This window comes from Methylobacterium sp. B1, from assembly GCF_000333255.1.
Classification (GTDB): Bacteria; Pseudomonadota; Alphaproteobacteria; order Rhizobiales; family Beijerinckiaceae; genus Methylobacterium; species Methylobacterium fujisawaense.
Map to the genome: position 1 here is coordinate 1 of NZ_BACT01001015.1, position 21,802 is coordinate 21,802.

The 21,802-nt window shown below is 67.6% G+C and carries 24 protein-coding genes; 23 read left to right on the forward strand and 1 reads right to left on the reverse strand.

Annotated elements, in window-relative coordinates:
- The 6 genes from I53_RS28125 to I53_RS28150 form a co-directional block, all read left to right on the forward strand.
- Positions 1-759: FHIPEP family type III secretion protein (locus I53_RS28125; protein ID WP_043357227.1), on the forward strand; the 759-nt coding region annotated here is incomplete at its 5' end.
- Between the two features lie 6 nt (positions 760-765).
- Complete coding sequence (fliR, locus tag I53_RS28130) at positions 766-1,512, forward strand: flagellar biosynthesis protein FliR (protein ID WP_043357228.1); 747 nt, start codon at positions 766-768, stop codon at positions 1,510-1,512.
- A gap of 25 nt (positions 1,513-1,537) precedes the next feature.
- Complete coding sequence (locus I53_RS28135) at positions 1,538-2,029, forward strand: hypothetical protein (RefSeq protein WP_148291258.1); 492 nt, start codon at positions 1,538-1,540, stop codon at positions 2,027-2,029.
- Positions 2,026-2,502 (forward strand): rod-binding protein, encoded by a 477-nt coding sequence (locus tag I53_RS28140; protein WP_043357241.1) that lies wholly within the window; start codon positions 2,026-2,028, stop codon positions 2,500-2,502. Before I53_RS28135 ends, I53_RS28140 begins: the two co-directional genes overlap by 4 nt.
- A 41-nt stretch (positions 2,503-2,543) precedes the next feature.
- On the forward strand, positions 2,544-2,879 hold the full coding sequence (locus tag I53_RS28145) for a hypothetical protein (protein ID WP_043357243.1): 336 nt from the start codon (positions 2,544-2,546) through the stop codon (positions 2,877-2,879).
- 4 nt (positions 2,880-2,883) lie between these two features.
- The gene (locus I53_RS28150; protein ID WP_043357244.1) at positions 2,884-3,333 is read left to right on the forward strand and encodes a hypothetical protein; all 450 of its coding nucleotides are present in this window, start codon (positions 2,884-2,886) and stop codon (positions 3,331-3,333) included.
- A 561-nt stretch (positions 3,334-3,894) separates the two neighbouring features.
- Here I53_RS28150 and I53_RS28155 read toward each other — a convergent pair.
- The gene (locus I53_RS28155; RefSeq protein WP_051045103.1) at positions 3,895-6,624 is read right to left on the reverse strand and encodes a hypothetical protein; all 2,730 of its coding nucleotides are present in this window, start codon (positions 6,622-6,624) and stop codon (positions 3,895-3,897) included.
- 310 nt (positions 6,625-6,934) lie between these two features.
- On the opposite strand from I53_RS28155, the gene I53_RS28160 reads away from it, so the two are divergent.
- The 17 genes from I53_RS28160 to I53_RS28240 all read left to right on the forward strand — a co-directional run.
- The gene (locus I53_RS28160) at positions 6,935-7,618 is read left to right on the forward strand and encodes a response regulator transcription factor (RefSeq protein ID WP_043357246.1); all 684 of its coding nucleotides are present in this window, start codon (positions 6,935-6,937) and stop codon (positions 7,616-7,618) included.
- Between the two features lie 399 nt (positions 7,619-8,017).
- On the forward strand, positions 8,018-8,404 hold the full coding sequence (flgB, locus tag I53_RS28165; RefSeq protein WP_043357248.1) for a flagellar basal body rod protein FlgB: 387 nt from the start codon (positions 8,018-8,020) through the stop codon (positions 8,402-8,404).
- On the forward strand, positions 8,401-8,817 hold the full coding sequence (gene flgC / locus I53_RS28170) for a flagellar basal body rod protein FlgC (RefSeq protein ID WP_043357249.1): 417 nt from the start codon (positions 8,401-8,403) through the stop codon (positions 8,815-8,817). The genes flgB and flgC overlap by 4 nt, the downstream gene beginning before the upstream one ends.
- Entirely contained in the window at positions 8,817-9,149 is a 333-nt protein-coding gene (locus I53_RS28175) for a flagellar hook-basal body complex protein FliE (RefSeq protein WP_043357251.1), read from the forward strand. The genes flgC and I53_RS28175 overlap by 1 nt, the downstream gene beginning before the upstream one ends.
- Positions 9,150-9,241: 92 nt before the next feature.
- The gene (gene flgG, locus I53_RS28180) at positions 9,242-10,030 is read left to right on the forward strand and encodes a flagellar basal-body rod protein FlgG (RefSeq protein WP_043357253.1); all 789 of its coding nucleotides are present in this window, start codon (positions 9,242-9,244) and stop codon (positions 10,028-10,030) included.
- A gap of 4 nt (positions 10,031-10,034) precedes the next feature.
- Complete coding sequence (flgA, locus tag I53_RS28185; RefSeq protein ID WP_043357254.1) at positions 10,035-10,520, forward strand: flagellar basal body P-ring formation chaperone FlgA; 486 nt, start codon at positions 10,035-10,037, stop codon at positions 10,518-10,520.
- The gene (flgI, locus tag I53_RS28190) at positions 10,520-11,620 is read left to right on the forward strand and encodes a flagellar basal body P-ring protein FlgI (protein WP_043357256.1); all 1,101 of its coding nucleotides are present in this window, start codon (positions 10,520-10,522) and stop codon (positions 11,618-11,620) included. Before flgA ends, flgI begins: the two co-directional genes overlap by 1 nt.
- Positions 11,617-12,240, forward strand: coding sequence for a MotE family protein (locus I53_RS28195; RefSeq protein ID WP_251982482.1), 624 nt, complete (start codon positions 11,617-11,619; stop codon positions 12,238-12,240). The genes flgI and I53_RS28195 overlap by 4 nt, the downstream gene beginning before the upstream one ends.
- Entirely contained in the window at positions 12,237-12,935 is a 699-nt protein-coding gene (gene flgH / locus I53_RS28200; RefSeq protein WP_043357258.1) for a flagellar basal body L-ring protein FlgH, read from the forward strand. The genes I53_RS28195 and flgH overlap by 4 nt, the downstream gene beginning before the upstream one ends.
- Before the next feature lie 20 nt (positions 12,936-12,955).
- Entirely contained in the window at positions 12,956-13,438 is a 483-nt protein-coding gene (locus I53_RS28205) for a flagellar basal body-associated FliL family protein (RefSeq protein ID WP_043357260.1), read from the forward strand.
- Between the two features lie 58 nt (positions 13,439-13,496).
- Positions 13,497-14,234 (forward strand): flagellar type III secretion system pore protein FliP, encoded by a 738-nt coding sequence (gene fliP / locus I53_RS28210; protein ID WP_043357262.1) that lies wholly within the window; start codon positions 13,497-13,499, stop codon positions 14,232-14,234.
- A gap of 267 nt (positions 14,235-14,501) precedes the next feature.
- A complete protein-coding gene (locus tag I53_RS28215; RefSeq protein ID WP_043357264.1) occupies positions 14,502-15,668 on the forward strand; it encodes a flagellin in 1,167 nt (388 codons plus the stop codon).
- Positions 15,669-15,837: 169 nt separating this feature from the next.
- Positions 15,838-17,475, forward strand: a complete 1,638-nt coding sequence (gene fliF / locus I53_RS28220; protein WP_043357265.1) for a flagellar basal-body MS-ring/collar protein FliF — start codon at positions 15,838-15,840, stop codon at positions 17,473-17,475.
- A complete protein-coding gene (locus tag I53_RS30685) occupies positions 17,448-18,104 on the forward strand; it encodes a hypothetical protein (RefSeq protein ID WP_148291259.1) in 657 nt (218 codons plus the stop codon). Before fliF ends, I53_RS30685 begins: the two co-directional genes overlap by 28 nt.
- Before the next feature lie 2 nt (positions 18,105-18,106).
- A complete protein-coding gene (locus I53_RS28230) occupies positions 18,107-19,375 on the forward strand; it encodes a MotB family protein (RefSeq protein WP_043357266.1) in 1,269 nt (422 codons plus the stop codon).
- Positions 19,372-20,646, forward strand: a complete 1,275-nt coding sequence (locus I53_RS28235; protein WP_051045107.1) for a chemotaxis protein — start codon at positions 19,372-19,374, stop codon at positions 20,644-20,646. The genes I53_RS28230 and I53_RS28235 overlap by 4 nt, the downstream gene beginning before the upstream one ends.
- The coding region (locus tag I53_RS28240; protein WP_043357267.1) for a hypothetical protein at positions 20,643-21,802 on the forward strand (1,160 nt) is incomplete at its 3' end. The genes I53_RS28235 and I53_RS28240, both read left to right, overlap by 4 nt.

Sequence of the window (21,802 nt, forward strand, 5' to 3'; positions counted from 1 at the left end):
CCACTGCCCAGCATCGCCGGCGAGGAGGTGCGCGAGCCGGCCTTCGGCATGCGGGCCGTCTGGGTGCCGGATGCCTACGCCCAGGAGGCCCGGCGCGAGGGCTTCAGTCCGATCGACTGGCACTCCGTGATGCTGACTCATGTCAGCGAGGTGATCCGCAACAACCTGCCCCAGCTCCTCTCCTACAAGGACTTGAGGATGCTGATCGAGCGGCTCGATTCGGAATACAAGCGGCTGGTCGACGACATCTGTCCGTCGCAGATATCGTACTCAGGCCTGCAGGCCGTGCTCAAGCTGCTTCTCGCCGAGCGGGTCTCGATCCGGAACCTGCACCTGATCATCGAGGCCATCGCCGAGATCGTCCCCCATGCCCGCCGGGCGGAGCAGATCGCCGAGCATGTCCGGCTGCGGATCGCGCAGCAGATCTGCGGCGATCTCGCCGAGAACGGCGTCCTCAACGTCCTGCGCCTCGGCAGCCGCTGGGATCTCACCTTCCATCAAGGCCTCAAGCGCGACGCCAAGGGCGATGTGGTCGAGGTCGATCTCGATCCGCGGCTGATCGAGCAGTTCGGCGTCGAGGCCTCCGAGGCCATCCGCGCCCATTTGAAGACGTCGCACAAATTCGCCCTGGTCACGGCGCCGGAGGTGCGCAGCTACGTGCGGATGATCATCGAGCGCCTGTTTCCGACAGTCCCCGTGCTGTCGCATGTCGAGATCGCCCGCGGCGTTGAGATCAAGTCCCTCGGCACGATCTCCTGACCCCCGATGATCCCGGATACGATCCTCGGCGTCTTCGTGATCTTCTGCCGTGTCGGCGGGTGCCTGCTGGTGGCGCCGGGCCTGTCCAGTGCGCGGGTGGCCCCGCACATCCGCCTGTTCATCGCCCTGACCGTGACCTTGGCGGTGGCCCCCATGCTTCTGCCGAAACTCGGTTTGGGCCTGAGGGGTGCAGGGCCGGCCGACATTCTCTGGTGGGTCGGATGCGAGACGCTCACCGGGCTCGCCATCGGCTTCTTCGGCCGATCCTTCTATTTCGCGCTCGAAACCATGGGCAGCGCCCTGGCGACGATGATCGGTCTGGGAGGCATCTCGGGGAATCCCGTCGCCGAACACGAGGCGGCCTCCCTCGCCGGCTCGCTGATCATGATGGCGGCGACGGTGCTGGTGTTCAGCATGGACCTGCACTGGGAACTGTTCCGCGGATTGGTCGCCTCCTACGACCGCATCCCGGCCGGGAACCCGTTCGGCGCGCGGCCCATGCTGGCCGGCTACGTCGACCGGATCACGGCGGCCTTCGTCATGGCCGTTCGTGTGACGAGCCCGTTCATCATTTACTCCGTGCTGGTCAATCTCGCCCTGGGGCTCGCCAACAAGCTCACACCACAGATTCCGGTGTTCTTCATCGCGACACCGTTCATCCTGTTCGGCGGCCTCCTGCTGCTGATGGTCCTGTCCACGGATCTGCTCGGGCAGTTCGCCCTCGAGTACGGGCATTGGCTGAAGAGAGGCTGACATGCGGACACGCCTGAGCCGGGCGATGCGGCTGCTGCGCCTGCAGGACCGCATGCACCAGCTCGCCGAGCGGGACCTTGCCGCCCTGGACCGCCGGGTTCAGGCGGCCGACATGGCGCAAGCGGATCTGATTCGCGCCCTCAACGAAGCGTCTGCGTTTCACGAGCCGCTGCGCGCCACGGCGGTCGGGCGGCTGAGGCGCCTGGCGGTTGAGGCCCAGGAGCTGCGCGCGGAACGCGACATCTCTGCACTGAGGCTGATGGAACGCTCCACGCAGCACAAGCGGACCGAGCTGTGGGTCGGACGCCTGGAGACCGCCCAGCGCCAGCACGCGGAGAAGCGGGATTGGGCGGAGCGGCTCGACCATCTCGGCCTCACCACGGAGGCAAGCCTCCGGTCAGCCAAGCCGGTTAACCTGCAGGACGAGCCAAGGTCTCCCGTGGGCCCGGCGGATGTGTCCGGCCTTGACGGCTGGGCTCGTCCCGATCGCAACAATCCGGATACGAGTACGCCGTGAGCGTCCAGCCTCCCTCCGATATCGTCCTCGACGTTGCGCGCGCGGCGGATCCCGCCCGCTATCAGGCCGCGGTCACCAAGCTCACCCAAGGCGCGCCCGGAACCTTCGCGGACGCCCTGGGAACGGCCTCGGGCAACCGGACCGGGTTCGCCGTAGCGCCGCAGCCGAGCGCCGATTCCGTGCTGACGCGGTTCCGCACGGCCGCAACCCTGCCGTCGCCCCGGACGAAGGGAACCCCCGCCCAGCAATTCGAGGCCTTCGTCCTTCAGACCTTCGTCGAATCGATGCTCCCGCAGGGCGCATCGGCGGTCTACGGCAAGGGCAATGCCGGGGCGATCTGGAAGTCGATGCTGGCCGAGCAGCTCGGCGCCCAGCTGGCCAAGGCCGGCGGCATCGGCATCGCCCGGATGATCGAGGCGTCACACCCGGACACCAGAGCCCCGGCCCCCGCGTCCCGGATCCCGGCGGTCTGACGCAACCCCGCTCCGCCCCACCGACACCCCGGACACGGATCATGCTGCTATCATCCCTGGCCCGCCTCGAAGCGACCATCGACGCCGAGACCACCTCTCTGACGGTGCACGACCTGCGGGATCAGGACGATTTCAACCGCCGCAAGAGTCAGAGCCTCGTAGAACTGGCTCGTCTCGGACGGACGATCAGCGCGGACCGGCTGAGCCCGCCCGAGATCGAGGGGCTGGAGCGGGTCCGCGCCAAGCTGCGACGCAACCACGAACTCCTGGGCATCCACTTGCGTGCCATGCAGGAGGTCTCGGATCTCGTCTCCACCATGATCCAGAGCGCGGAATCCGACGGCACCTACTCGGCCGTCCTGCGCTACCAGGAGTGACCGCGTGACTCGCATCGTCATCACCGGTTTGTGGATCTGCGCCATCACGGTGCTGTCCAGCTACGCGGTGATCTCCTGGATGCCGGCTTTGCCGAAACCCAAAGCCGAGGAGTATCTGGAGGGGCTGACCTATCAGAAGCTGCGCCCCCTCAACATTCCGATCATCGCGGATGGGAACGTCCAGGGCTACATCCTGGCCACGATCATCTTCACGGCCGACTCGCACCTGATCAAGGGCCTGGGCGTGACCCCGGAGCCGTTCGTGATGGACGAGTCGTTCCGCCAGATCTACAGCGACGGCGACCTCGATTTCCGCAATCTCAAGAAGTACGACATCAACAGGCGCCTGGACGAGATCAAACGACGTGTCAACGAGCGTCTTGGCTCCGAGATCGTCAAGGATGTGATGGTTGAGAACTTCAACTTCATCACCAAGAAGGACATCCGGAGCTGAGGCCCGGCGTCACGGGATTCAGCCGCAAGCCGCGGCGAGGCGGCGGAAGCCGGTGAGGCGGCCGGCGGTTTTCTCGCAGCGTGGGGCCTCCGCCCGTACCGGCATGAAGCGCGCCGGAGCCGCTCGACCCCGCTGCGGCCATGGGCGTTTCACGCGGGGCAGAGGGCGGGCTGTTCGCCGCGCCCGTCTTCGGGCTCGCCGGCCGGGCCGCCGTCCTCCTGATCGGCTTGCGGAGACCCGGGCCGAAGAACCGCGGCCGCCACCGCACGCCCGGGACTCGATCGATCGAGGGGAGCGCGAGCGGCAGCGCAAGACCCTGTCCTGGCGCGATGCGGCAGGCGACGGCACGGCCGCGCGCCTCGGCAGCCGCCTGCATCCGGCTCTTGCGAGCCTACGACGGATCCCGAAGGTCCGTTCGACGCCTCCGTCCCGGGCCGAGGGGGTGCTTCGTCGGGATGCCGCGGGCATCGGCGTCGGGGAGCCGGCCGAACCCACCTGTCAGGACGCCTCGGGCGACCGCAGGGACCCGGGGACGGAGCCGGCCCTGCCGGCGCACGATCCTCATTCCGTGAGGCGACGCCGGAGCCCCGCCGCCTCGACCGCGCGCATCAGCCGCGCGATGCCGTCCGAGGCGCCGGCGATGAGAAGGCCGCCGGCCACGCATCGCACGCCCGATAGCGTGTAGCGGAGGCAGGGACCGGGCCGCGCCCGGTGATGCGCCCCCGCGCGCGGATGCGGAACCGGCGCCGGCGATTCCGCCCATGGGCGATGCACCCCGATATCGTCGATCCGGCCGGCGAGGCCGTGGGGTACGATGTGCAGCCGTCGCTCGCCCCGAAGGCCGAAGATCCGATGCGATGGATCCAGGGCGACCACCACGCTGGGGTCGAAGTGCAGGAACCCTTCGACCGAGAGGGGACGGTCGCCCGTCAGGAACCGGTCGAAGACGGCCATCCCGGCGAGGTCGTTCAGCAGCACGAAGGCCCGGATATGGCGGTAGTCCGGCCCGTGGACGCTCGTCTCGATGAGATGCACGGCGGCCTCGCCGAGGGTGAGGGTCGCCCGGGCCGTTCCGACGCCCGCACCCGGCTCGCGGCCCTCCGGGATGGCGATGTTGTGGGCGCGCGCCGCCGCCGGATGCAGGCCGCGCGGACCGAAGGGCTCGGCCTGCGAGCCGCCCCGTTCCGTGATCCACCGCAGACCGCCCGTGGCGAACGTGAAGGAGGTGCAGTCCCGGTGATCCTGCGGGTGGATCTGCTCGGAGAAATCCGCCGTGAAGGCGGACCAGCCTGCGGCGGCGTCCGTCCGGCGCAGGAGAATGGTTCCGGACGGAATCGGGGCGCCGGGGAGGGGCCATCCGCCGCTCGTCGGCCCCACCGCCGGACCGGTCATCCAGGGGTGGCGATGGGCGGCCGCAACGCGCCCCATCCAGCGATACCGGTCCGTATGCCCAGGCGCATCGTCGAAAGGCGGCAGGGCGCCGTCCGGCTCGAGCAGCGCGATCAGCCCGCCCCAGGCCCTCGCGAGGCGGAGGTCGAGGATGTCCGCCAGGGGGGCCAGATCCGGCCGGCCCTTCAGGACCGGCATCAGAACCAGGGCGAGCGTGAGGATCTCGAGTCTGCGGTGGTAGGATGGCTCCGTGACCGCCCCCTCGGGATCGATCATCGCCTCGAAGCCGCTGCGCAGGGCGATCATCGCGAGGTCGGTCCAGTGCCGCGCCATCGGAAAGGCCGGCAGGGTGACGCCGGCCGCCATCAGGGACGCCGCCACCTGCGCCTCCAGCAACGACCCCGCCACCGTGTGCTGGGCCAGGATCTCCGCCAGGGCCGCGGCATGCCGGACGATCTCGGCACCCAGACGCTCGACGGCCGAACGGTCCGCCGCATCGCCATCCCGCATCGCAGCGCCCAGCAGGCACAGCATCGCCTCCAGGCGCATCGCCATGCAGGCGGGATGCAGGCTCAGCGTGTCGGCCGGCCGGCCCCAGGGATTCGCGCGGGACCAGGCCAGGGCGACAGCGACCGCCCGGTCCCGAACCGCGCGCTCAGGATTTCCAGCGGCCGCACAGGTCCAGGAGAGGGACTGGAACGCAAGGCGCCACGCATGCGACCGGAACGGATCGCTCCCCCAGTCCGGCACCTCCGGGAGCGCCCAGGCCGGGCAAGACGCGAGACTGACGGAACCGTCAGCCCAGGCCGCGGCGTCCGGCCCGTCCCGCAGGAGCGCGACGCTGCGCAACGGCGACGGCGCTTCCTCCAGAAGGGCGGGGTCGAGATAGGGCAGGATCGACCCCGCGGCGGCGCCCTGGGTTGGCCGCGGGGCGCCGAGGCGGCCGAGCAGATGCGCCAGGACGGCTTCGGCGTCCGGGCCGGCTTCCTCCGCAAGATTGGCCAAGCGCAACTCGTCGTCCAGGAACACGTCCGGTGCGGCGGCCAGTGCAAGGCGCGCATCCGGATCCCAGGTGGCGAAGCCGATCTCCACCGTCGCCGCCTGGGGGGGCGGCGAGACCTTCAGGGTGAAGCGGTAGGCCTCCCGGTGGACCGGGATGTCGAGGAAGGCGGGGATCGACAGGGTGGCCAGGGTACCGGGGTAGGGCGGCGGGATCGGGTTGCCCCGCGCGTCGCGGAAGGACACCTGAGCCAGGGCACCGTCCGACTGGCCCTGCGCGATGACCTGCCCCTTGAACACGAGGGCACGCCCGGGAACCAGCCCGTGCCGCAACCAGGCGGGCCGGGGACCGAGGACGATCCGGCTGTCCTGGCCGAACCAGCCCCGCGCCGATTCGGGGCCCCCGTCCTCAGGGTGGGCCGCGTCCGGAACGGCCTGCCGGATCTCCGGCTGCACGATCCGGAACGGGTGCGTGTTGCGCCAGCTCCTGATGGTCACGCCGACTTGGGAGGCGGGCGCCGGGAGATAGAAGCGGCAGCGGATGGGAGCGCCGATCGACCCCGCGCCGCCCTCCGACATCGGTCCGGCGATCCAGTCTCCGTGCGCGTCGATCGAGGTCCGCGCCAATCCCGGGATGCGGCCGAAATCGATCTCGGACTGATCCTGCGCGCGGAATGCGACACCGATCGCCGCGAAGTCCCGGACGCCCGGACATCCCTCGGCAGCAGCGCAGATCATGTATGCGTTGAACTCATACCAGCGGTCGCCGATCAAACGCTCGAACGCGAAGACGACCCGCGACCAGCGATTCCTGTTGCCAACCGCATGGCTCGCATCGGGCGCCTGTGCAGCGCCCGCGTCCGGTCGCGCCGAGTCGGGCGTGAAGGTGTGTCGTTCGGACATCGGCTCAGGCAGATCTCGCAGGATCGAAGCGTCGCTGGGCGCGTGCGATCATCTTGGCGGATCCCGCAATATGGGACGCACCATTCCGCAAACGCCATAAAATTCGATAAACTTTGCGATGATTCCTTTATTCTTGGATATCGCGCCTCAATTTTTGCTACAATTCTCTACGAATTTTCTTTGATAGAATCTCATAACAAGATGTTGACGCTGTCTCATGTTTGATCCATTGAGAAAATCAGGGAATCAAAGACGAAGAAAAGACAATTTTTGATCTTTCACGCAAGAATGTCGACGGAGACTTATGGCAATGTACGTCATTGTCGATGAGCGGCCGATGGTTACCGATGGTTACGTGGCCAACTTCAATCGCGAGGGCGTGACATCGGTTGGATTAGTGGCCGATGATTTTGAAGGCTGGATTCAGTCCGCCCCCGAGACGGATCTGGACGCCGTCCAGGGCTTCCTCCTGGGCAATTGTGAGCAGCGGCCCGATCTGCCGGAGATGATTCAGAAGCGGTCCCGCGCACCCATCATCGCGATGATCGAGACCCGCTGCCTGACCGAGACGCTGGATCTGTTCAGGGCCGGCATCGACGACGTCGTCCGCAAACCGGTCCATGTCCGCGAGATCCTCGCCCGGACCGAGGCCGTATGGCGGCGCTCGCAGCGCGAGAGGGCCAGCGACAGCGTCGTGGCGGACCGGACCGCGCGGCTGAGGGTGTACTTCGACGGCCGCGACCCCGACGTCGATGGGGAAAAAATGCCCCTGCCGCGCCGCGAACGCCAGATCCTCGAATTTCTGGTCCGCAATCGCGGGCGCCGGATGACCAAGGAGCAGGTGTTCAATGCGGTCTACGGCGCCTTCACGAGCGACGTGGACGAAAGCGTGATCGAGGGTCACATCAGTAAACTTCGCAAGAAACTTCGGCAAAAGCTGAGTTTCGATCCTATCGAAGTTCGGCGTTATCTCGGGTACGCCTTTGTAAATTGACCTCTCTATCCGAGTTCTGCGGGAATCCGCTCATCACAAGGGCCGGTCTCCTGGCCGGCCCGTCGCGGACAGGCGGCCGGACGTCCATCGTCCGGTGGCCCGCATGTCCGGCATGAGAAGCAGCGCGGAGATGATCCGGCCGCAGCCTGGGCGTGCCGGACGCCGGCTCCGCGCCTCCCAGACCGCACGGGGATCAACCCGCGGAACGGCCGGACCGGACACGCGCCCCCCCGAGAGCGCGGCGGGAGGCCGCCACAAGCTTCGGACAAGACAGATCGAGGAAAGATCCGCCTGCAGAACAATGTTTCGCCGTACAACGAACGTTGCGGCCCAGGATACACCCTTCGCCAGCGGGATTTTCCCGCCTCCTGACTTATCCCGTCAGAAAGCCGACAGGTCATGAACCCGATCTTTCTGTTCAACATCGCATCCCGTCAGCTGCAACATCTTGCGGCACGCCAAGCCGTGATCGCTGGCAATATCGCGAATGCCAACACGCCTGGCTATCGCGCCCGGGACCTGACCCCGTTCCGGGACCTGATGGACAAGACGGCTCTGACGATGGCGGCGACCCATACGGGCCACCTTGAGGCCAACGGTGCCGGCACGCGACCGGCGCGCGCGACGTCATCGGCCGGCTGGGACGTCGTCCATTCCGGCAACTCGGTCAGCATCGAGGAACAGATGATGAAGTCCGGCGAAGTCAGCCGCGACCAAGCCCTCAACAGCGGCGTGGTGAAGGCGTTCAACCGGATGCTGGCCCTGAGCGTGAAGGCCGGCCAATGATCGATCCGCTCGCCGCCTCATCGCGGATCGCCGGCTCCGGCATGGAGGCGCAGTCCGAGCGCATGCGCGTCATCTCGGAGAACATCGCGAACGCGCAATCCACGGGCCTCACCGCGGGAGCCGATCCCTATACGCGCAAGACGATCACGTTCCGGACGGCCCTCGACCGGGCCTCTGGGACGGCGGCCGTCGCGGTCCGCCAGGTCGGGCAGGACACGGCGCCGTTCCGGGTCGAGTACGATCCCGGGAACCCGGCGGCGGACGCGAACGGGAACGTCAAGCTGCCGAACGTGAACATGCTGATTGAGATGGCCGACATGCGGGAGGCCAACCGCTCCTACGAGGCCAACCTTCAGATGATCAAGCAGACCCGCTCGATGATCGCCAGCATCATCGAACTCCTGAGGCCGTGATGATCCAGTCCCTCGCCGCCCTCACAAGCGTCACCGACACGAACGCCGTCTTCGGCGCGGCCGACCTCGGCCTCACGACGCCCGGGATCCGGCAGGCGGCCCCTGCGGGACCCGCATCGAATTTCGGCGACCTCCTGACCCAGATCGCGGGTCAGATGCGCGACACGGTGAAGACCGGCGAGGCGGCCGCCATCTCCGGGATTCAGGGCAAGACATCCACCCAGGCCGTGGTGGAGGCGGTGATGTCCGCCGAGCAGACCCTCCAGACGGCGGTCGCCATCCGGGACAAGGTCGTCGCCGCCTACCTGGAAATCGTCCGCATGGCGATCTGACGCGTCCGCCCGCCACGACGGCGCCGCCCCGGGGCGGCGCTCGGCCCCTACCCGAACACCGTCACCCATTCCTCCCGCGCAAGGATCCGGTCATGAGAGCGCTCGCCATCGCGGCCACGGGCATGAATGCCCAGCAATTGAACGTGGAAGTCATCGCCAACAACATCGCGAACCTGAACACGACAGCGTTCAAGGCGGCCCGCGCGGAATTCAAGGACCTCATCTATCAGGCTGAACGGCCGGCGGGCGTCCCGATCCAGGCCGGCGAGTCGGCGATCCCCGAAGGCGCCATGCTCGGCCTCGGCGTGCGCAACACCGCGATCCGGAACCTGCACCGGCAGGGCCCGCTCAACAACACGACCAATCCCCTCGATCTCGCGCTCAACGGCCGGGGCTGGTTCCAGGTGACGATGCCCAACGGCGAGATCAACTACACCCGTGCCGGCTCCTTCAACAAGAACGCCGACGGGCGCCTGGTCACCGCGGAGGGCTACAGCGTCGATCCGGCGATCATCATCCCGCAGAACGCCGTCGACGTGGTGATCAACGAGACCGGCCAAGTGATGGTCAAGGTCGACGGACAGCAATTGCCGCAGACGATCGGCCAGCTCCAGATCGCCAACTTCACCAACGATGCCGGGCTCGAGCCCCTGGGCAACGGCCTGTACCGCGAGACCGCTGCCTCGGGACTTCCGGTCACCGGATTCGCCGGCGATCCCGGCTTCGGCAAGATCCACCAGGGCTATCTGGAGACCTCCAACGTCGACCCGGTCCGGGAGATCACCAGTCTGATCTCGGCGCAGCGGGCCTTCGAGATGAACTCGAAGGTGATCCAGGCCGCGGACGAGATGGCCGGCACGATCTCGAAGGGCATCCGCTAAAACCATGGCCCATGCAGCTCGCCCCGTCGGGATCGTGGCACGGATGGCGCTGGGGGCGGCCTGCACGCTCGGCCTCGCGTCCGTGCCGGCCGTCGCCGCGGAACAGGTCCTGCCGGTGCCGGTCGCCACGATCTACGCGGGCGACGTGATCAAGCCGACGATGCTGCGCGAGCAGGCCTATCCGGAAAGCTACCGGCCGCGTCTGCCGGTCGTCGACTCGGTGGCGCATGCGGTCGGACGGATCGCCCGGCGGACCCTCCTGCCCGGCGAGACGATCCCGTCGACCGCCCTCGAAGAGGCAAAGCTCGTGACCCGGGGCACCCCGACCGTGATCGTCTTCGAGGAGCACGGGGTGGTGATCACCACCGTCGGCCAGGCCCTGGCGAACGCCGCCGTGAACGAGGCGGTCAGCGTGCGGAACTTGGCGACGGGACGGGTCGTCCAGGGCATCGTCCAGCCCGATGGCCACGTCCGGACGGGGCAGCCGTGATGCGCCGGCTGCTGTCCCTTCTCCTGACCGCCCTCGCTCTCTGGCCGGCGCCTGCAGCGGCGACGCGGATCAAGGACATCGCGTCGCTCCAGGGCGTGCGCGACAATCAGATCGTCGGCTACGGGCTCGTCACCGGCCTGCAGAGCACCGGCGATACCCTGCGCAACGCGCAGTTCACGGAACAATCCCTGCAATCGATGCTCGATCGCCTGGGCATCAACGTGCGCGACCAGCGGCTGCGAACCCGCAACGTCGCGGCGGTCATGGTCACCGCCAACCTTCCGGCCTACGTGGAGCCGGGCTCGCGCGTCGACGTCTCCGTGAACTCCATGGGCGACGCCACCTCCCTGCGCGGCGGCACCCTGCTGATGACACCGCTCTCGGGCGGAGACGGGCAAGTCTATGCGGTCGCCCAGGGCGCCCTCGTCGTCTCCGGGTTCAGCGCCACCGGGCAGGCGGAGTCCCTGGTCTCCGGGGTGGCGACGGCCGCCCGGATCCCCAACGGCGCGCTGGTGGAGCGCGCCGTCGCCGGCACGTTCAACGAGTTGCCGGGCATGGCGCTCGAACTGAAGAACCCGGATTTCCGCACGGCCGTCCTGATCTCCGACGCCATCAACGCCTACACGCTCCAGAAGTACGGGAAGCGTGCTGCGAGCCCGCGCGACTACCGAACCGTCGTCCTGTCCCGGCCCGGCCATGTGGGTCGGACCCGATTCATGGCCGAGATCGGCGAATTGCAGGTCCAGCCGGATATTCCCGCGAAGGTGGTGATCGACCAGCGGACCGGCACCGTCGTGATCGGCCGGAACGTCCAGGTCTCCACCGTGGCGGTGACGCACGGCGACCTCACCGTGCGCATCACCGAGACCCCGCAGGTGTCCCAGCCCGCTCCGTTCTCCGACGGGCAGACGACCGTCGTGCCGCGGACCGACATCGAGGCGGGCGAGCGGATGGCACGCCTCGCGATCGTCTCGGGGCCCGACCTGCAGACCCTGATCCGGGGCCTGAACAATGTCGGGATGAAGCCGACGGACGTGATCGCCATCCTCCAGGCCGTGAAGACGGCGGGGGCCCTGCAGGCGGAGCTGGTGATCCAATGACCGGTCCAATCCGCATGCGCCGCATCGGCCTGGACTCCGTACGGAGCTGGCGCGGCCTTTTCCTGACCTCAGCCGTCGCGCTGTCGGCAACGCAGGCGGCCGCCCAGCAGAAGCCGGGCGAGCCGGGCAAGACTGAGGAATCCCGTCCCGCGCAGTACTGCGCCGGCATCGCGAACGCCGCCGCCGATGCCCGCTTCGCTTGGCAGAAGGAGGCGCTCACCGCGCTGTCCAAGGATATCGAGAACCGGATCAGCCAGCTCGAGGCCAAGCGTGCCGAGTACGAGGAATGGCTGAAGCGCCGGCAAGCCTTCCTCGCCAAGGCGGACGAGAGCGTCACGGCGATCTACGCCCGGATGCGGCCCGAGGCAGCGGCACAGCAGCTGACTGCCATGGACAGCGAGGCGGCAGCCGCGATCCTGACTCGGCTCGACGCGCGCATCGCCAGCGCGATCCTGAACGAGATGGAACCGGGTCGGGCCGCGCGCCTGGCCAACGTCATCACGAACACCCCGCCGAAGAAGCCGACGCCCCAGAGGCCCGGCGAGGCCGTCAAGGCGCAGCCCCAGCCGCGTATGGACGAGGGGGACCGCCATCCGCAGGACAGCGAGACATCAGGATGAAGCGCTTGGCCGCCATCGCGGCGCTCACGGCCCTCGGGGCTTGCGCGACGCCCATCCAAGAGATCGGCCGCGCGCCGGCCCTGAGCCCGGTGGGCCTCGGCATCGATCCGAACCACGACAGCGTGCCGCCGCTCTACGTGGCGACGCAGGGTCAGGGGTACCATTCGACCTGGGCTCAGCAGAGCGCGGACCTGTTTCAGGATCCGCGCGCCAAGAATGTCGGCGACGTGCTGACCGTTCTCATCGCGATGAACGACAAGGCCCAGTTCGACAATGCCACCGACCGGTCGCGCGATTCGCGCGCCAAGTCGAGCCTGGATCTCCAGTTCGACCTGTTCGGTCTCACGCCGGAGTCGAAGAACCATTACGAGGTCAATGGCAATTCCTCGACGAAGGGGCAGGGCACCATCGACCGCAAAGAGCAGCTCCGGCTCTCCGTGGCGGCCGTCGTCACGCATCTGTTTCCCAACGGCAACCTGCTGATCAGCGGCTCGCAGGAAGTGCGGGTCAATTACGAGGTCCGTGTCCTGAACATCGCCGGCATCGTCCGTCCGCGCGACATCTCGCGCCGGAACACGATCGACTACGACAAGATCGCGGAGGCGCGCGTTTCCTACGGCGGCCGGGGGCGCCTGATGGAGGTGCAGCAGCCCGCCGTCGTCCAGCAGGTCTACGACCTGGCCACGCCGTTCTGAACCCGAGGCTGGCGAGATCCATGGCTTCCGATTCCGCATCCCGCCGCTCCAAGCTCCGCTGGCTGCTCCTCCTCGCGATGCTCACGGTCCTGGCGGTCGGGGTCGGGGGAGCGAGCGGCCTCTACATGGCCACACGGATCGAGAAGGCCGTCGACGAGCGGAAGAAGGCCGAGGAGGAGCGCGTCCAGCGGGTGGCCCCCTACGATGCGAACGCGACTGTCGCGAGTCTCGGCACCGTGGTGACGAACCTCGCCGGCCCCGGCGATGTCTGGGTCCGTCTGGAATCGTCCATCGTCGTCAAGGGTGGGGCCCTCGGCAACCCCAAGGCGATCGCCGCGGAGATCCGCCAGGACATCGTCGGCTACCTGCGCACCCTGACCGTCGCGCAGATCGAGGGACCGAGCGGCCTGAGCCACTTGCGCGAGGATCTGACCGAACGCGTCCAGATCCGAAGCAATGGCCAAGTCCAAGACTTCTTCATCGAAACACTCGTCGTCCAGTAGGGCGCTCCGTCGGCCACCTCTTCGACCCCGGCCGACAATCATCAGGATCAGTCACACCATGCTGCGTCGCGTCTGGATCGCGAGCTCGCTCCTCCTTGTCGCCACGGCGGCGCACGCGCAGAATTTCAGCCTCGACCAGGTTCTGCCCCCAGGAAACGGCTCGATCAGCGGGCGGATGATCCAGCTCATCGCGCTGATGACCGTCCTGTCGATCGCGCCGGGTCTCCTTGTCATGGTGACGAGCTTCACCCGATTCGTCGTCGCACTCTCGTTCCTCCGCTCGGGGCTGGGCCTCCAGAGCGCCCCGGCGAATCTCGTGCTGATCAGCCTGTCGCTGTTCATGACCTTCTATGTCATGGGGCCGACCTTCGATCGTGCCTGGCAGGACGGCGTCCGCCCGCTCACCGAGAACAGGATCAGCGAGGAGGAAGCCTTCGCCAAGGTGACCGCGCCGTTCCGGGACTTCATGCTGGCCCATGTCCGACCGAAGGATCTCGACACCTTCGCGGAGATGGCCGCGGCCAATGCGTCCAAGGCGCCGGATGGCGGCAGATCCGACCTGAGGATCCTGATCCCGGCCTTCATGATCTCCGAGCTGCGGCGCGGTTTCGAGATCGGCTTCCTGATCGCGCTTCCCTTCCTCGTCATCGACATGGTCATCGCGGTGCTGGTCATGTCCATGGGTATGATGATGCTGCCGCCGACGGTGATTTCGCTGCCTTTCAAGATCCTGTTCTTCGTACTGATCGACGGATGGAACATGCTGATCAGCGGTCTTGTGAAATCGTACTTCTAATCAGACCCGAAACAATTCTAAGGTCGAGTCGTCATAAATTTTTCCACGACGGATCGATTTTGACGTTGACTTGAGAAGACAGCCAGTCCATCACATCCAGGCTGCAAATGGATCGGTCGGACGCAAAGTTTACGATCCGCTCTGTACAGCATTGATAGCAGGTTGAGATCTGGACCGGATGGTCGATCTCAAAGGCATGAAGCCGCCCTGCTATGCCGGCGAGAATCCGGCATGTCCCAGAAACAACGTCTTCCAAGGGACATCGTTATGTCGAGCCTGTTTACGAACAACGCCGCGATGACGGCGCAGCTGACGCTGAAGCTCATCGGCCAGAACCTGGACAAGACCAACGACGTCATCTCGACGGGCCTGAAGATCGCTGGCGCCTCGGACAACGCCGCCTACTGGGCGATCGCCACGCAGATCCGCCAGGACAACGCCTCGCTCGGCGCCGTGAAGGACTCGATCGGCCAGGGCCTGGGCGTCGTCAACATCACGTACCAGGCCCTCAACACGATGGTCGACGAGCTCAAGGAGGTCAAAAGGAAGCTGACCACGGCGTCGGGCGTCGGCGTCGACCGCATGCTGATCCAGGACGATCTCAACGCGACCCTCTCCCGCTTCCGCGCCTATGCTGCGGATGCGTCGCAGGCCGGCGAAGCCTGGCTGTCGGTCGACTCGAGCCAGCCCACCTACTCGCCGATCCGGAAGGTCGTCTCGGGCTTCACCCGGGTGCTGGGCCAGCCGATCCTGACGACGACCGACATCGACACGAACAGGCTCAAGCTGTACGATAAGAGCACGGCCAACGGGACCGCCGGCACGAGCGCCTCGACCACGCCGCTGGCGGCCTGGACGACGGCGCAAGCCACGTACGACGCCGCCTACGCGGCCTACACCAGCAGCGGCAAGACCACCGCGGACGTGACCGCCTACACGACCGCGAAGGGCGCTTACGATACCGCCAAGGCGAAATTCGAGGGCGATCGGACGACGGAGAACGGAAAAGCCAAGGTGGGCAAGGATGGCACCGGCGGCATCCTCAACAAGGAATACTCCGTGCTCGGCGCGGACAACAACGGCTTCCTCAAGGCCTACAACCTGAAATTCGACACGATGGACATCTCGACGGTCCTTCCGAACGACCTGTCGAAGATCAACGCCTACATCTCGATGGTCGACCGGATCTCCTCCGCGATGACCGAAGTGGCGGCCAACCTCGGTGCGCTCAAGTCGCAGATGCAGTCGTTCCAGAACTACACGGAAGTGCTGTCCAAGGCCAACGACACCTCCATCGGCATCCTGGTGGACGGCAACATGGAAGAAGAGTCGACGAAGCTGAAGGCCCTTCAGGTCCAGCAGCAGCTCGGTATCCAGTCGCTCACGATCGCCAACCAGAACACGCAGCAGATCCTCAGCCTGTTCCGGAACTGATCCGGCCCACCTGATCAATATCACGACCAGATCGCCGATCTGATTCAGGCCGCGCATCTTCGGATGCGCGGCTTTTTCTTTTGCCAAAGCCGCGCGTTACGCCACCTTCGCGCAAGGTTGATCCGCCATGCGGAGGCAGAGCCACTGTGGTGGATACCGAGTCCTGCCGATGCCCGGTCGCGAACACATTGAGAAGCTGTGGAACAATATCCTGGAGCTCGGGCCCCGGCGCTTGATCGCCCTCGGGCTGGTGGGACTGACCGTGTTCCTCGCCATAGGCCTGGGGGCCTATTACCTGAGCCGCCCGCTCCGGGAGACCCTCTATTCCGGCTTGAGCCGTGACGACGTGAGTCGCATGGGCGTGGCGCTCAAGGACGCCGGGATTCCCTTCGACGTCAGTGCGGACGGCACATCGGTTCTGGTCAGCTACGGGCAGACCGCGCAGGCCCGCATGCTCCTGGCCGAGAAGGGCCTGCCCCAGAGCGGCAAGGCCGGCTACGAACTGTTCAACGACCTGGGCTCGCTGGGCCTGACCTCGTTCATGCAGGACATCACCCGGGTCCGGGCCCTGGAGGGCGAGATCGCCCGCACCATCCAGACGCTCAAGGGCGTCAAGGCAGCCCGGGTCCATATCGTGATGCCCGATCCCGGCTCGTTCCGCCGCGAGCAGCAGCCCGCCTCGGCCTCAGTGGTCGTGCGCACCGAGCCCGCCAACGATGCCTCGACCGCGCCGGCGATCCGGCAGCTCGTCGCCGCCGCCATTCCCGGCATGAAGCCGGAAAAGGTGACCGTGCTGAATACCGATGGGACGGTCCTGCTCGCCGGCGACGACGCCACCACGGCGCCGGCCGGCCGGCTGACGAGCCTCGAGCAAACCGTCACCCGGGAGATCCAGGACAACGTCCGCCGCACGCTTACCCCTTATCTGGGGCCAAACAATTTCGAAATCAGCGTTGTTGCCCGGCTCAACACGGACAAGACCAAGACGGACGAGACAATCTTCAATCCTGACCAGAAGGTGGAGCGCTCGCTGCGGACAATCAAGGAATCGGAGAGTTCGCAGAACCGCGCCCCCCAGAAGCCGACCACCGCTCAGCAGAACCTGCCCGATCAGCGCGTCCGTTCCGAGGGGACCGATGCGTCGAGCTCCGAAAGCCAGCGCCGCGAGGAATTGTCCAACTTCGAGATCTCCTCGAAGACGGTCCAGACCGTCAGCGACGGCTATTCCGTGAAGAACCTGTCCGTCGCCGTTCTGGTGAACCGGTCCCGCCTCGAGGCGCTCGCGGGCAGCGTCAAAGACGGGGCCAAGGTCGATCTGGAGCCGCAGATTTCAGAGATCGAGCAACTGGTCGCGTCAGCGGCCGGCTTCAACAAGGGCCGGGGCGACCAGATCAAGGTGGCGGCCGTCAGTTTCATCGACGAAGGTCAGCCTCTCGCCCCCACGCCGGCCCTGGGTGTCGGCGACGTCCTGATGCGGCAGTCCGGAACCCTGATCAACGCGGCCACGATCCTGATTGTCGGATGCCTGCTCATCTGGTTCGGCTTGCGTCCAGCGGTCAATGCCATCCTCGCCCGCCCCTCGGAGGTCGGAACCGAACTCGCCGTCGCCCCAATGGACCTCGCGGCGGCGCTCGGCGTGCCGCAAGCGGAGCAGGTCGGGGCCTCCTCGGACCCCAGCCTGATCGAGGATTTGAATGAGCACGTCGCGCGCTCGCCGATCCGCAAGCTCGAGCAGCTGGTGGAACTCGACGAGGAGCAGGTCGCCAACATCCTGAAACAATGGCTCACGCGCGACGAGGCCGCGTAATGGTGGATGCACCTCCGATCTGGACCGTATTCTCGGATGCGGGTCAGCGATCGTCCCCCACCCTTTCGGCCCTGATCGCCAAACGGGATCCGGCCGACGCGGCCGCCCCCCCGCAGGACGCCGATGCCATCGCGGCTGAGGCGCGCGCGGAAGGCCGCCGAGAGGGCGAGGCGCTGGCCGCTCGGGCGGCTGAGGCCGCCGCGGCGGCGGAACGCGCCGCGGCGGCTACCACCCTGGCGGAGACACGGCAGCGCTGGGTCGAAACGGAAGCCGCTGTCCTGGCGAACGGCTTCGCCGAGCAGATTCAGATGCTGGAAGCCCGTCTGGCCGGAAGCCTGACGCGGGTCCTCCAGCCCTTCTTGGCGGAAGCCCTGCGGCAGGAGGCGATCCGCGAGTTGCAGGCGACCGTGTCGACTCTTGTGGCGGACAGTCAGACGGGCACGCTCACCCTGAGCGGCCCGCCGGATCTCGTGGAGGCGCTGGCCCAACGCCTGAATCTGCCGCCTGGCCGACTCGCCTTGTCGCCGGACAGCAGACCTGACCTGCGCATTCAGACGAACTGGACGGTCATTGAGACCCGGCTCCAGGCATGGGGTGACCGTATCGCCGCCCTCATCGAGGACCGCTGAGCATGGCCAACGATCACCCCGAGATCATTATCGTCCGCCGGCCCCCGCAGGACGACAACGAACATCATGGCGGCGTCTGGAAGATCGCATTTGCCGACTTTATGACGACGCTGATGGCGCTGTTCTTGGTCCTGTGGCTGACCAAGGTCACGAACGATGAGACCAAGACCAGCATAGCGAATTACTTCAATCCGATCAGCCTTTCCCAGCCTCTCCCGCTTCGGAAGGGGCTCAGCGATCCTCAGCCGGGTTCGACGGATTCGAAGGAGGGAAACAAGGCGAGCGACACGGCGGCCGCGGCCGTCACGCGGGACAGATCCGGCACCCTGCCGCCCGGATCGGCGGGGCGGGAGCGGGAACTGTTCCAGGATCCCTATTCCGTCCTGGCGCACCTCGCGACCGAGTCCGATCCGGACAAGCCCCAGAGCACCACGATCGGCGATCTCGGCGAAGCGGGTCGGCGGGGGGGCGACGTGGCCCGGGATCCGTTCGATCCGCTGTACTGGCAGGTGACCACCCTGTCGCCGGCGAAGACCGACCGGCCCGCCCCAACCGGGATCACACCCCCGCCGGCCCAGGCCAGGCCCGATGCGCGCGGAGCCGGAGACGCGGGCAGCACGGACGCTGAACCGCCGGTGTCCGATCGCCCAGATCGCCAAGCGGCGGAGGCGCAGACCCCCGAGGCCAAGGCAGCAGGACACGCGGCCACAGGACACACGGCGACGGCAAACAAGGTGGCGGAGATCAGGGACACCGGCGCCAAGGCGGCGGAGGCTCCCATCGCGGGGTCGGCCCCGATCCCGGCGGCGACCGCTGCGGCCCAGGCCGCGCTGCAAGCGGAGATCGCCAAGATCTTCCCGCCCTCCGCGCCCGGTCCCCGCGTCGAGGTTCAGGGGACGTCGGAGGGGCTCTTGATCAACGTGACGGACGACCTGAATTTCAGCATGTTCGCGGTGGGCTCAGCCGAGCCCCGTCCCGAGATGGTGCGGGCCATGGAGCGCCTCGCGAAGGCGCTGGCCTCGCGCCCGGGCCGGCTCATCATCCGCGGCCATACCGACAGTCGGCCGTTCCGCTCGGACGTCTACGACAACTGGCGGCTCTCGACGGCGCGCGCCCACATGGCGTCCTACATGCTCATCCGAGCGGGCATCGAGGAGGCGCGGATCTGGCGCGTTGAGGGGGCGGCCGACCGGATGCCGCGCAACGCGCCAGATCCCAAGGCGCCGGAGAACCGGCGGATCGAGATCCTTCTCCAAGGAATTCCGGGATGAGGCGGATCCTGCTGGGTGCCCTCGGTGCGCTCGTTACAGGGCTCGTGGATCCAGCCGTCGCGGAACCGGCGCCCACGGCGGTTCCGCAGGCGGACCGTCCCGCGCTTCCGGAGTCCGTGCCGGCACCGGCGGCCCTGGACTCCCAGGGCTTGAGGGCCGGTCCCGTTGCCGCGGTGCGGACGCTACAATTGCTGCAGGACCGGGTCGCGTCCGGCTCGGTGGCCGCCCACGAGGGTCAGCCGCGGTTGATCGCCCGGATCAACGTGGATCTTCTGGCTGCGGCACCGGAAGTCTGGGCCGACGAGCATAATGTCAGAGCCGCCATCGTCTTCTCCCTGAGCGGCGGGGGGCCGGCGATCCTGCGTCGTCTGACTGCGCTGGACGGGCTGGGCGACCGGGAGGCGACGCTGGCCCGCGGCGCTCTAGCCTATATCGAGGGGCGGGATGCGGACGCGAACCGCCTCCTCAGGGATTTCGACACGGCGGGTCTGCCGCCGACGCTCGCCGGTGCGGTCGGCCTGGCGCAGGCCTCGCTCATCGTGACCGAGAATCCGGTCCGGGCGATCGCCCTGCTCGATCGCGTGCGGCTGCTGCTGCCGGGGACCCTCAGCGAGGAAGGAGCCCTGCGCCGCGAGGTCTTCGCCCTCGGGCAGATCGGCGATCTGCACAGGTTCGAAGCCCTGGCGATTCAGTATCTGCGCCGCTTTCCGCATTCGGTTTACGCTGGCAATTTCAGGCAGCGCCTCGCCTACCAGTTGACTCAGTTCGATGTCGGCCGGGACGAGGCGCGCTTCGGGGCCCTCAACAGGATCGTCAACGAACTGGCTGCCGGGAGCCGGCGCGATCTGTACCTGCTGATCGCCCGTACGGCGATCCAGGAGGGCAAGACGGCCTCGGCGCGCCTGGCCGCCGACAAGGCCCTGGCGCTCTGCGGGCCCGAGACTCCGGAGGCGGCCCAGGGACGCCTTTACCGGGCGGCGGCCGAGATCGTGGACCTGACGACCTTCGAGCCCGGGCTGCGGACCTTGCAGGCCCTCGACCGATCCAAGCTTCCCGCCCGCGACATCCCCCTCCTCAAGACGGCGCTTGCGACGGCCGAGGAGATCGGGCGCGGTCTCGTCGGCACGCGCGTGGGGCCGGTGGCCGACACGGCGCCATCGCGACAGGCGCAGGCCGCGGCGGATTCCACCGATGGCGCGGCCAGACTGATTCCCAAGGCCCAAGCCACGATCGACCAGATCGATCTGCTCCTCCAGAAGGCAACTCCGTGACCCTGATCGCCGCCACGGTTCAGAGACCCGCGCCGAAGTCCGATCGCGAGATGGCGCGGTCCCATCCGGAGACCGACCTCCGGACCCCGCCGGACAGGGGCCGGCCCGCCGCCTTCGGGGATGTCCTGCGCGAGATCGCGGAGCCCCCCTCCACGCCCTCGTCCGACGAGGACCGGGATGATGCCGCGGAGCCGCGGGGACCTGTCGCGAAGGGCCGCCCCGACGAGGCGACCGTGACACCCGCGCTCTCCCCCGCCGATCCGGCCAGCGCCGCCGCGACGGCGCTGGCCAACGTCCTGAACACCGCCCATCCGGCGGCCGCCTCCGACGCCCCCGCGACCGGCGGCTCTCCGGGGCCGCGCATGACAGCCCCCGACGCCGCAGCCCGTTCTGCACCCGCATTGGTGCGCGGAGCAGGATCCGCGCAGGGGCTGCTCGCCGGATCAGGACCCAAGCCGGACGTCACGGTGCTCGACCGCGCGGCCCATTTCAAACCCGTGCTACCCCCGGCAGCGCTACCCGAGTCCGGGGCCGCCGAAGCTGCGCCAGCGGCCTCCGGGGCACCAACCGTGGCCGGACAGAACCCCGCCCGGACGGGACTGAGCGACGTCATCGCCACCGCGGCGCGGACGCTTCAGGCCGCGACCGATCTCGCGCCCCAAGGTCCGGCCGACACGGCGATGCCCGCCGAAGCTGCGCCGGCGGCCTCCGGGGCTACCTTTGTGGCTGGACAGAACCTCGCCCGGCCGGGACTGGGCGACATCATCGCCACCGCGGCGCGGACGCTTCGGGCCGCGACCGGTCTTGCGCCCCAGGATCCCGCAGACACGGCGGTGCGCGCGGCCATCGCCCCGCCCGGCACGTCCGACCTGAGCGTGCCTGCGGACAGCCATGCGGTCCCCGGAATCGCCCGTACGATCCTCGCGGCCGCAGGCCATCAGAGCCGGGCCGGCAGTTCCGTCCCGACCCCCAGGGACAGCGTCGGGACAGAGACGGGCCTGCCCGCCATCACCCTGCCGATGATCGCCGCTGCCATCGAGGATGAGATCGCGCGTGCGGTGCCGGCCCGTCCGGATGCGGTCGGCAATCACGCCGACCCGGCGACCGGGACCGCGCCCGACGGACCGCTGCGGGTGCTCAGGATCCAGCTGAGGCC

What these genes read in the sequence shown, in the direction of transcription:
- fliR (WP_043357228.1), top strand. Translation starts at nt 766, where the DNA reads ATGATCCCGGATACGATCCTCGGCGTCTTCGTGATCTTCTGCCGTGTC.
- I53_RS28135 (WP_148291258.1), top strand. Translation starts at nt 1,538, where the DNA reads ATGCGGCTGCTGCGCCTGCAGGACCGCATGCACCAGCTCGCCGAGCGG.
- I53_RS28145 (WP_043357243.1), top strand. Translation starts at nt 2,544, where the DNA reads ATGCTGCTATCATCCCTGGCCCGCCTCGAAGCGACCATCGACGCCGAG.
- I53_RS28155 (WP_051045103.1), bottom strand. Translation starts at nt 6,624, where the DNA reads ATGTCCGAACGACACACCTTCACGCCCGACTCGGCGCGACCGGACGCG.
- I53_RS28160 (WP_043357246.1), top strand. Translation starts at nt 6,935, where the DNA reads ATGTACGTCATTGTCGATGAGCGGCCGATGGTTACCGATGGTTACGTG.
- flgB (WP_043357248.1), top strand. Translation starts at nt 8,018, where the DNA reads ATGAACCCGATCTTTCTGTTCAACATCGCATCCCGTCAGCTGCAACAT.
- flgC (WP_043357249.1), top strand. Translation starts at nt 8,401, where the DNA reads ATGATCGATCCGCTCGCCGCCTCATCGCGGATCGCCGGCTCCGGCATG.
- I53_RS28175 (WP_043357251.1), top strand. Translation starts at nt 8,817, where the DNA reads ATGATCCAGTCCCTCGCCGCCCTCACAAGCGTCACCGACACGAACGCC.
- flgG (WP_043357253.1), top strand. Translation starts at nt 9,242, where the DNA reads ATGAGAGCGCTCGCCATCGCGGCCACGGGCATGAATGCCCAGCAATTG.
- flgA (WP_043357254.1), top strand. Translation starts at nt 10,035, where the DNA reads ATGGCCCATGCAGCTCGCCCCGTCGGGATCGTGGCACGGATGGCGCTG.
- flgI (WP_043357256.1), top strand. Translation starts at nt 10,520, where the DNA reads ATGCGCCGGCTGCTGTCCCTTCTCCTGACCGCCCTCGCTCTCTGGCCG.
- I53_RS28195 (WP_251982482.1), top strand. Translation starts at nt 11,617, where the DNA reads ATGACCGGTCCAATCCGCATGCGCCGCATCGGCCTGGACTCCGTACGG.
- flgH (WP_043357258.1), top strand. Translation starts at nt 12,237, where the DNA reads ATGAAGCGCTTGGCCGCCATCGCGGCGCTCACGGCCCTCGGGGCTTGC.
- I53_RS28205 (WP_043357260.1), top strand. Translation starts at nt 12,956, where the DNA reads ATGGCTTCCGATTCCGCATCCCGCCGCTCCAAGCTCCGCTGGCTGCTC.
- fliP (WP_043357262.1), top strand. Translation starts at nt 13,497, where the DNA reads ATGCTGCGTCGCGTCTGGATCGCGAGCTCGCTCCTCCTTGTCGCCACG.
- I53_RS28215 (WP_043357264.1), top strand. Translation starts at nt 14,502, where the DNA reads ATGTCGAGCCTGTTTACGAACAACGCCGCGATGACGGCGCAGCTGACG.
- fliF (WP_043357265.1), top strand. Translation starts at nt 15,838, where the DNA reads ATGCCCGGTCGCGAACACATTGAGAAGCTGTGGAACAATATCCTGGAG.
- I53_RS30685 (WP_148291259.1), top strand. Translation starts at nt 17,448, where the DNA reads ATGGCTCACGCGCGACGAGGCCGCGTAATGGTGGATGCACCTCCGATC.
- I53_RS28230 (WP_043357266.1), top strand. Translation starts at nt 18,107, where the DNA reads ATGGCCAACGATCACCCCGAGATCATTATCGTCCGCCGGCCCCCGCAG.
- I53_RS28235 (WP_051045107.1), top strand. Translation starts at nt 19,372, where the DNA reads ATGAGGCGGATCCTGCTGGGTGCCCTCGGTGCGCTCGTTACAGGGCTC.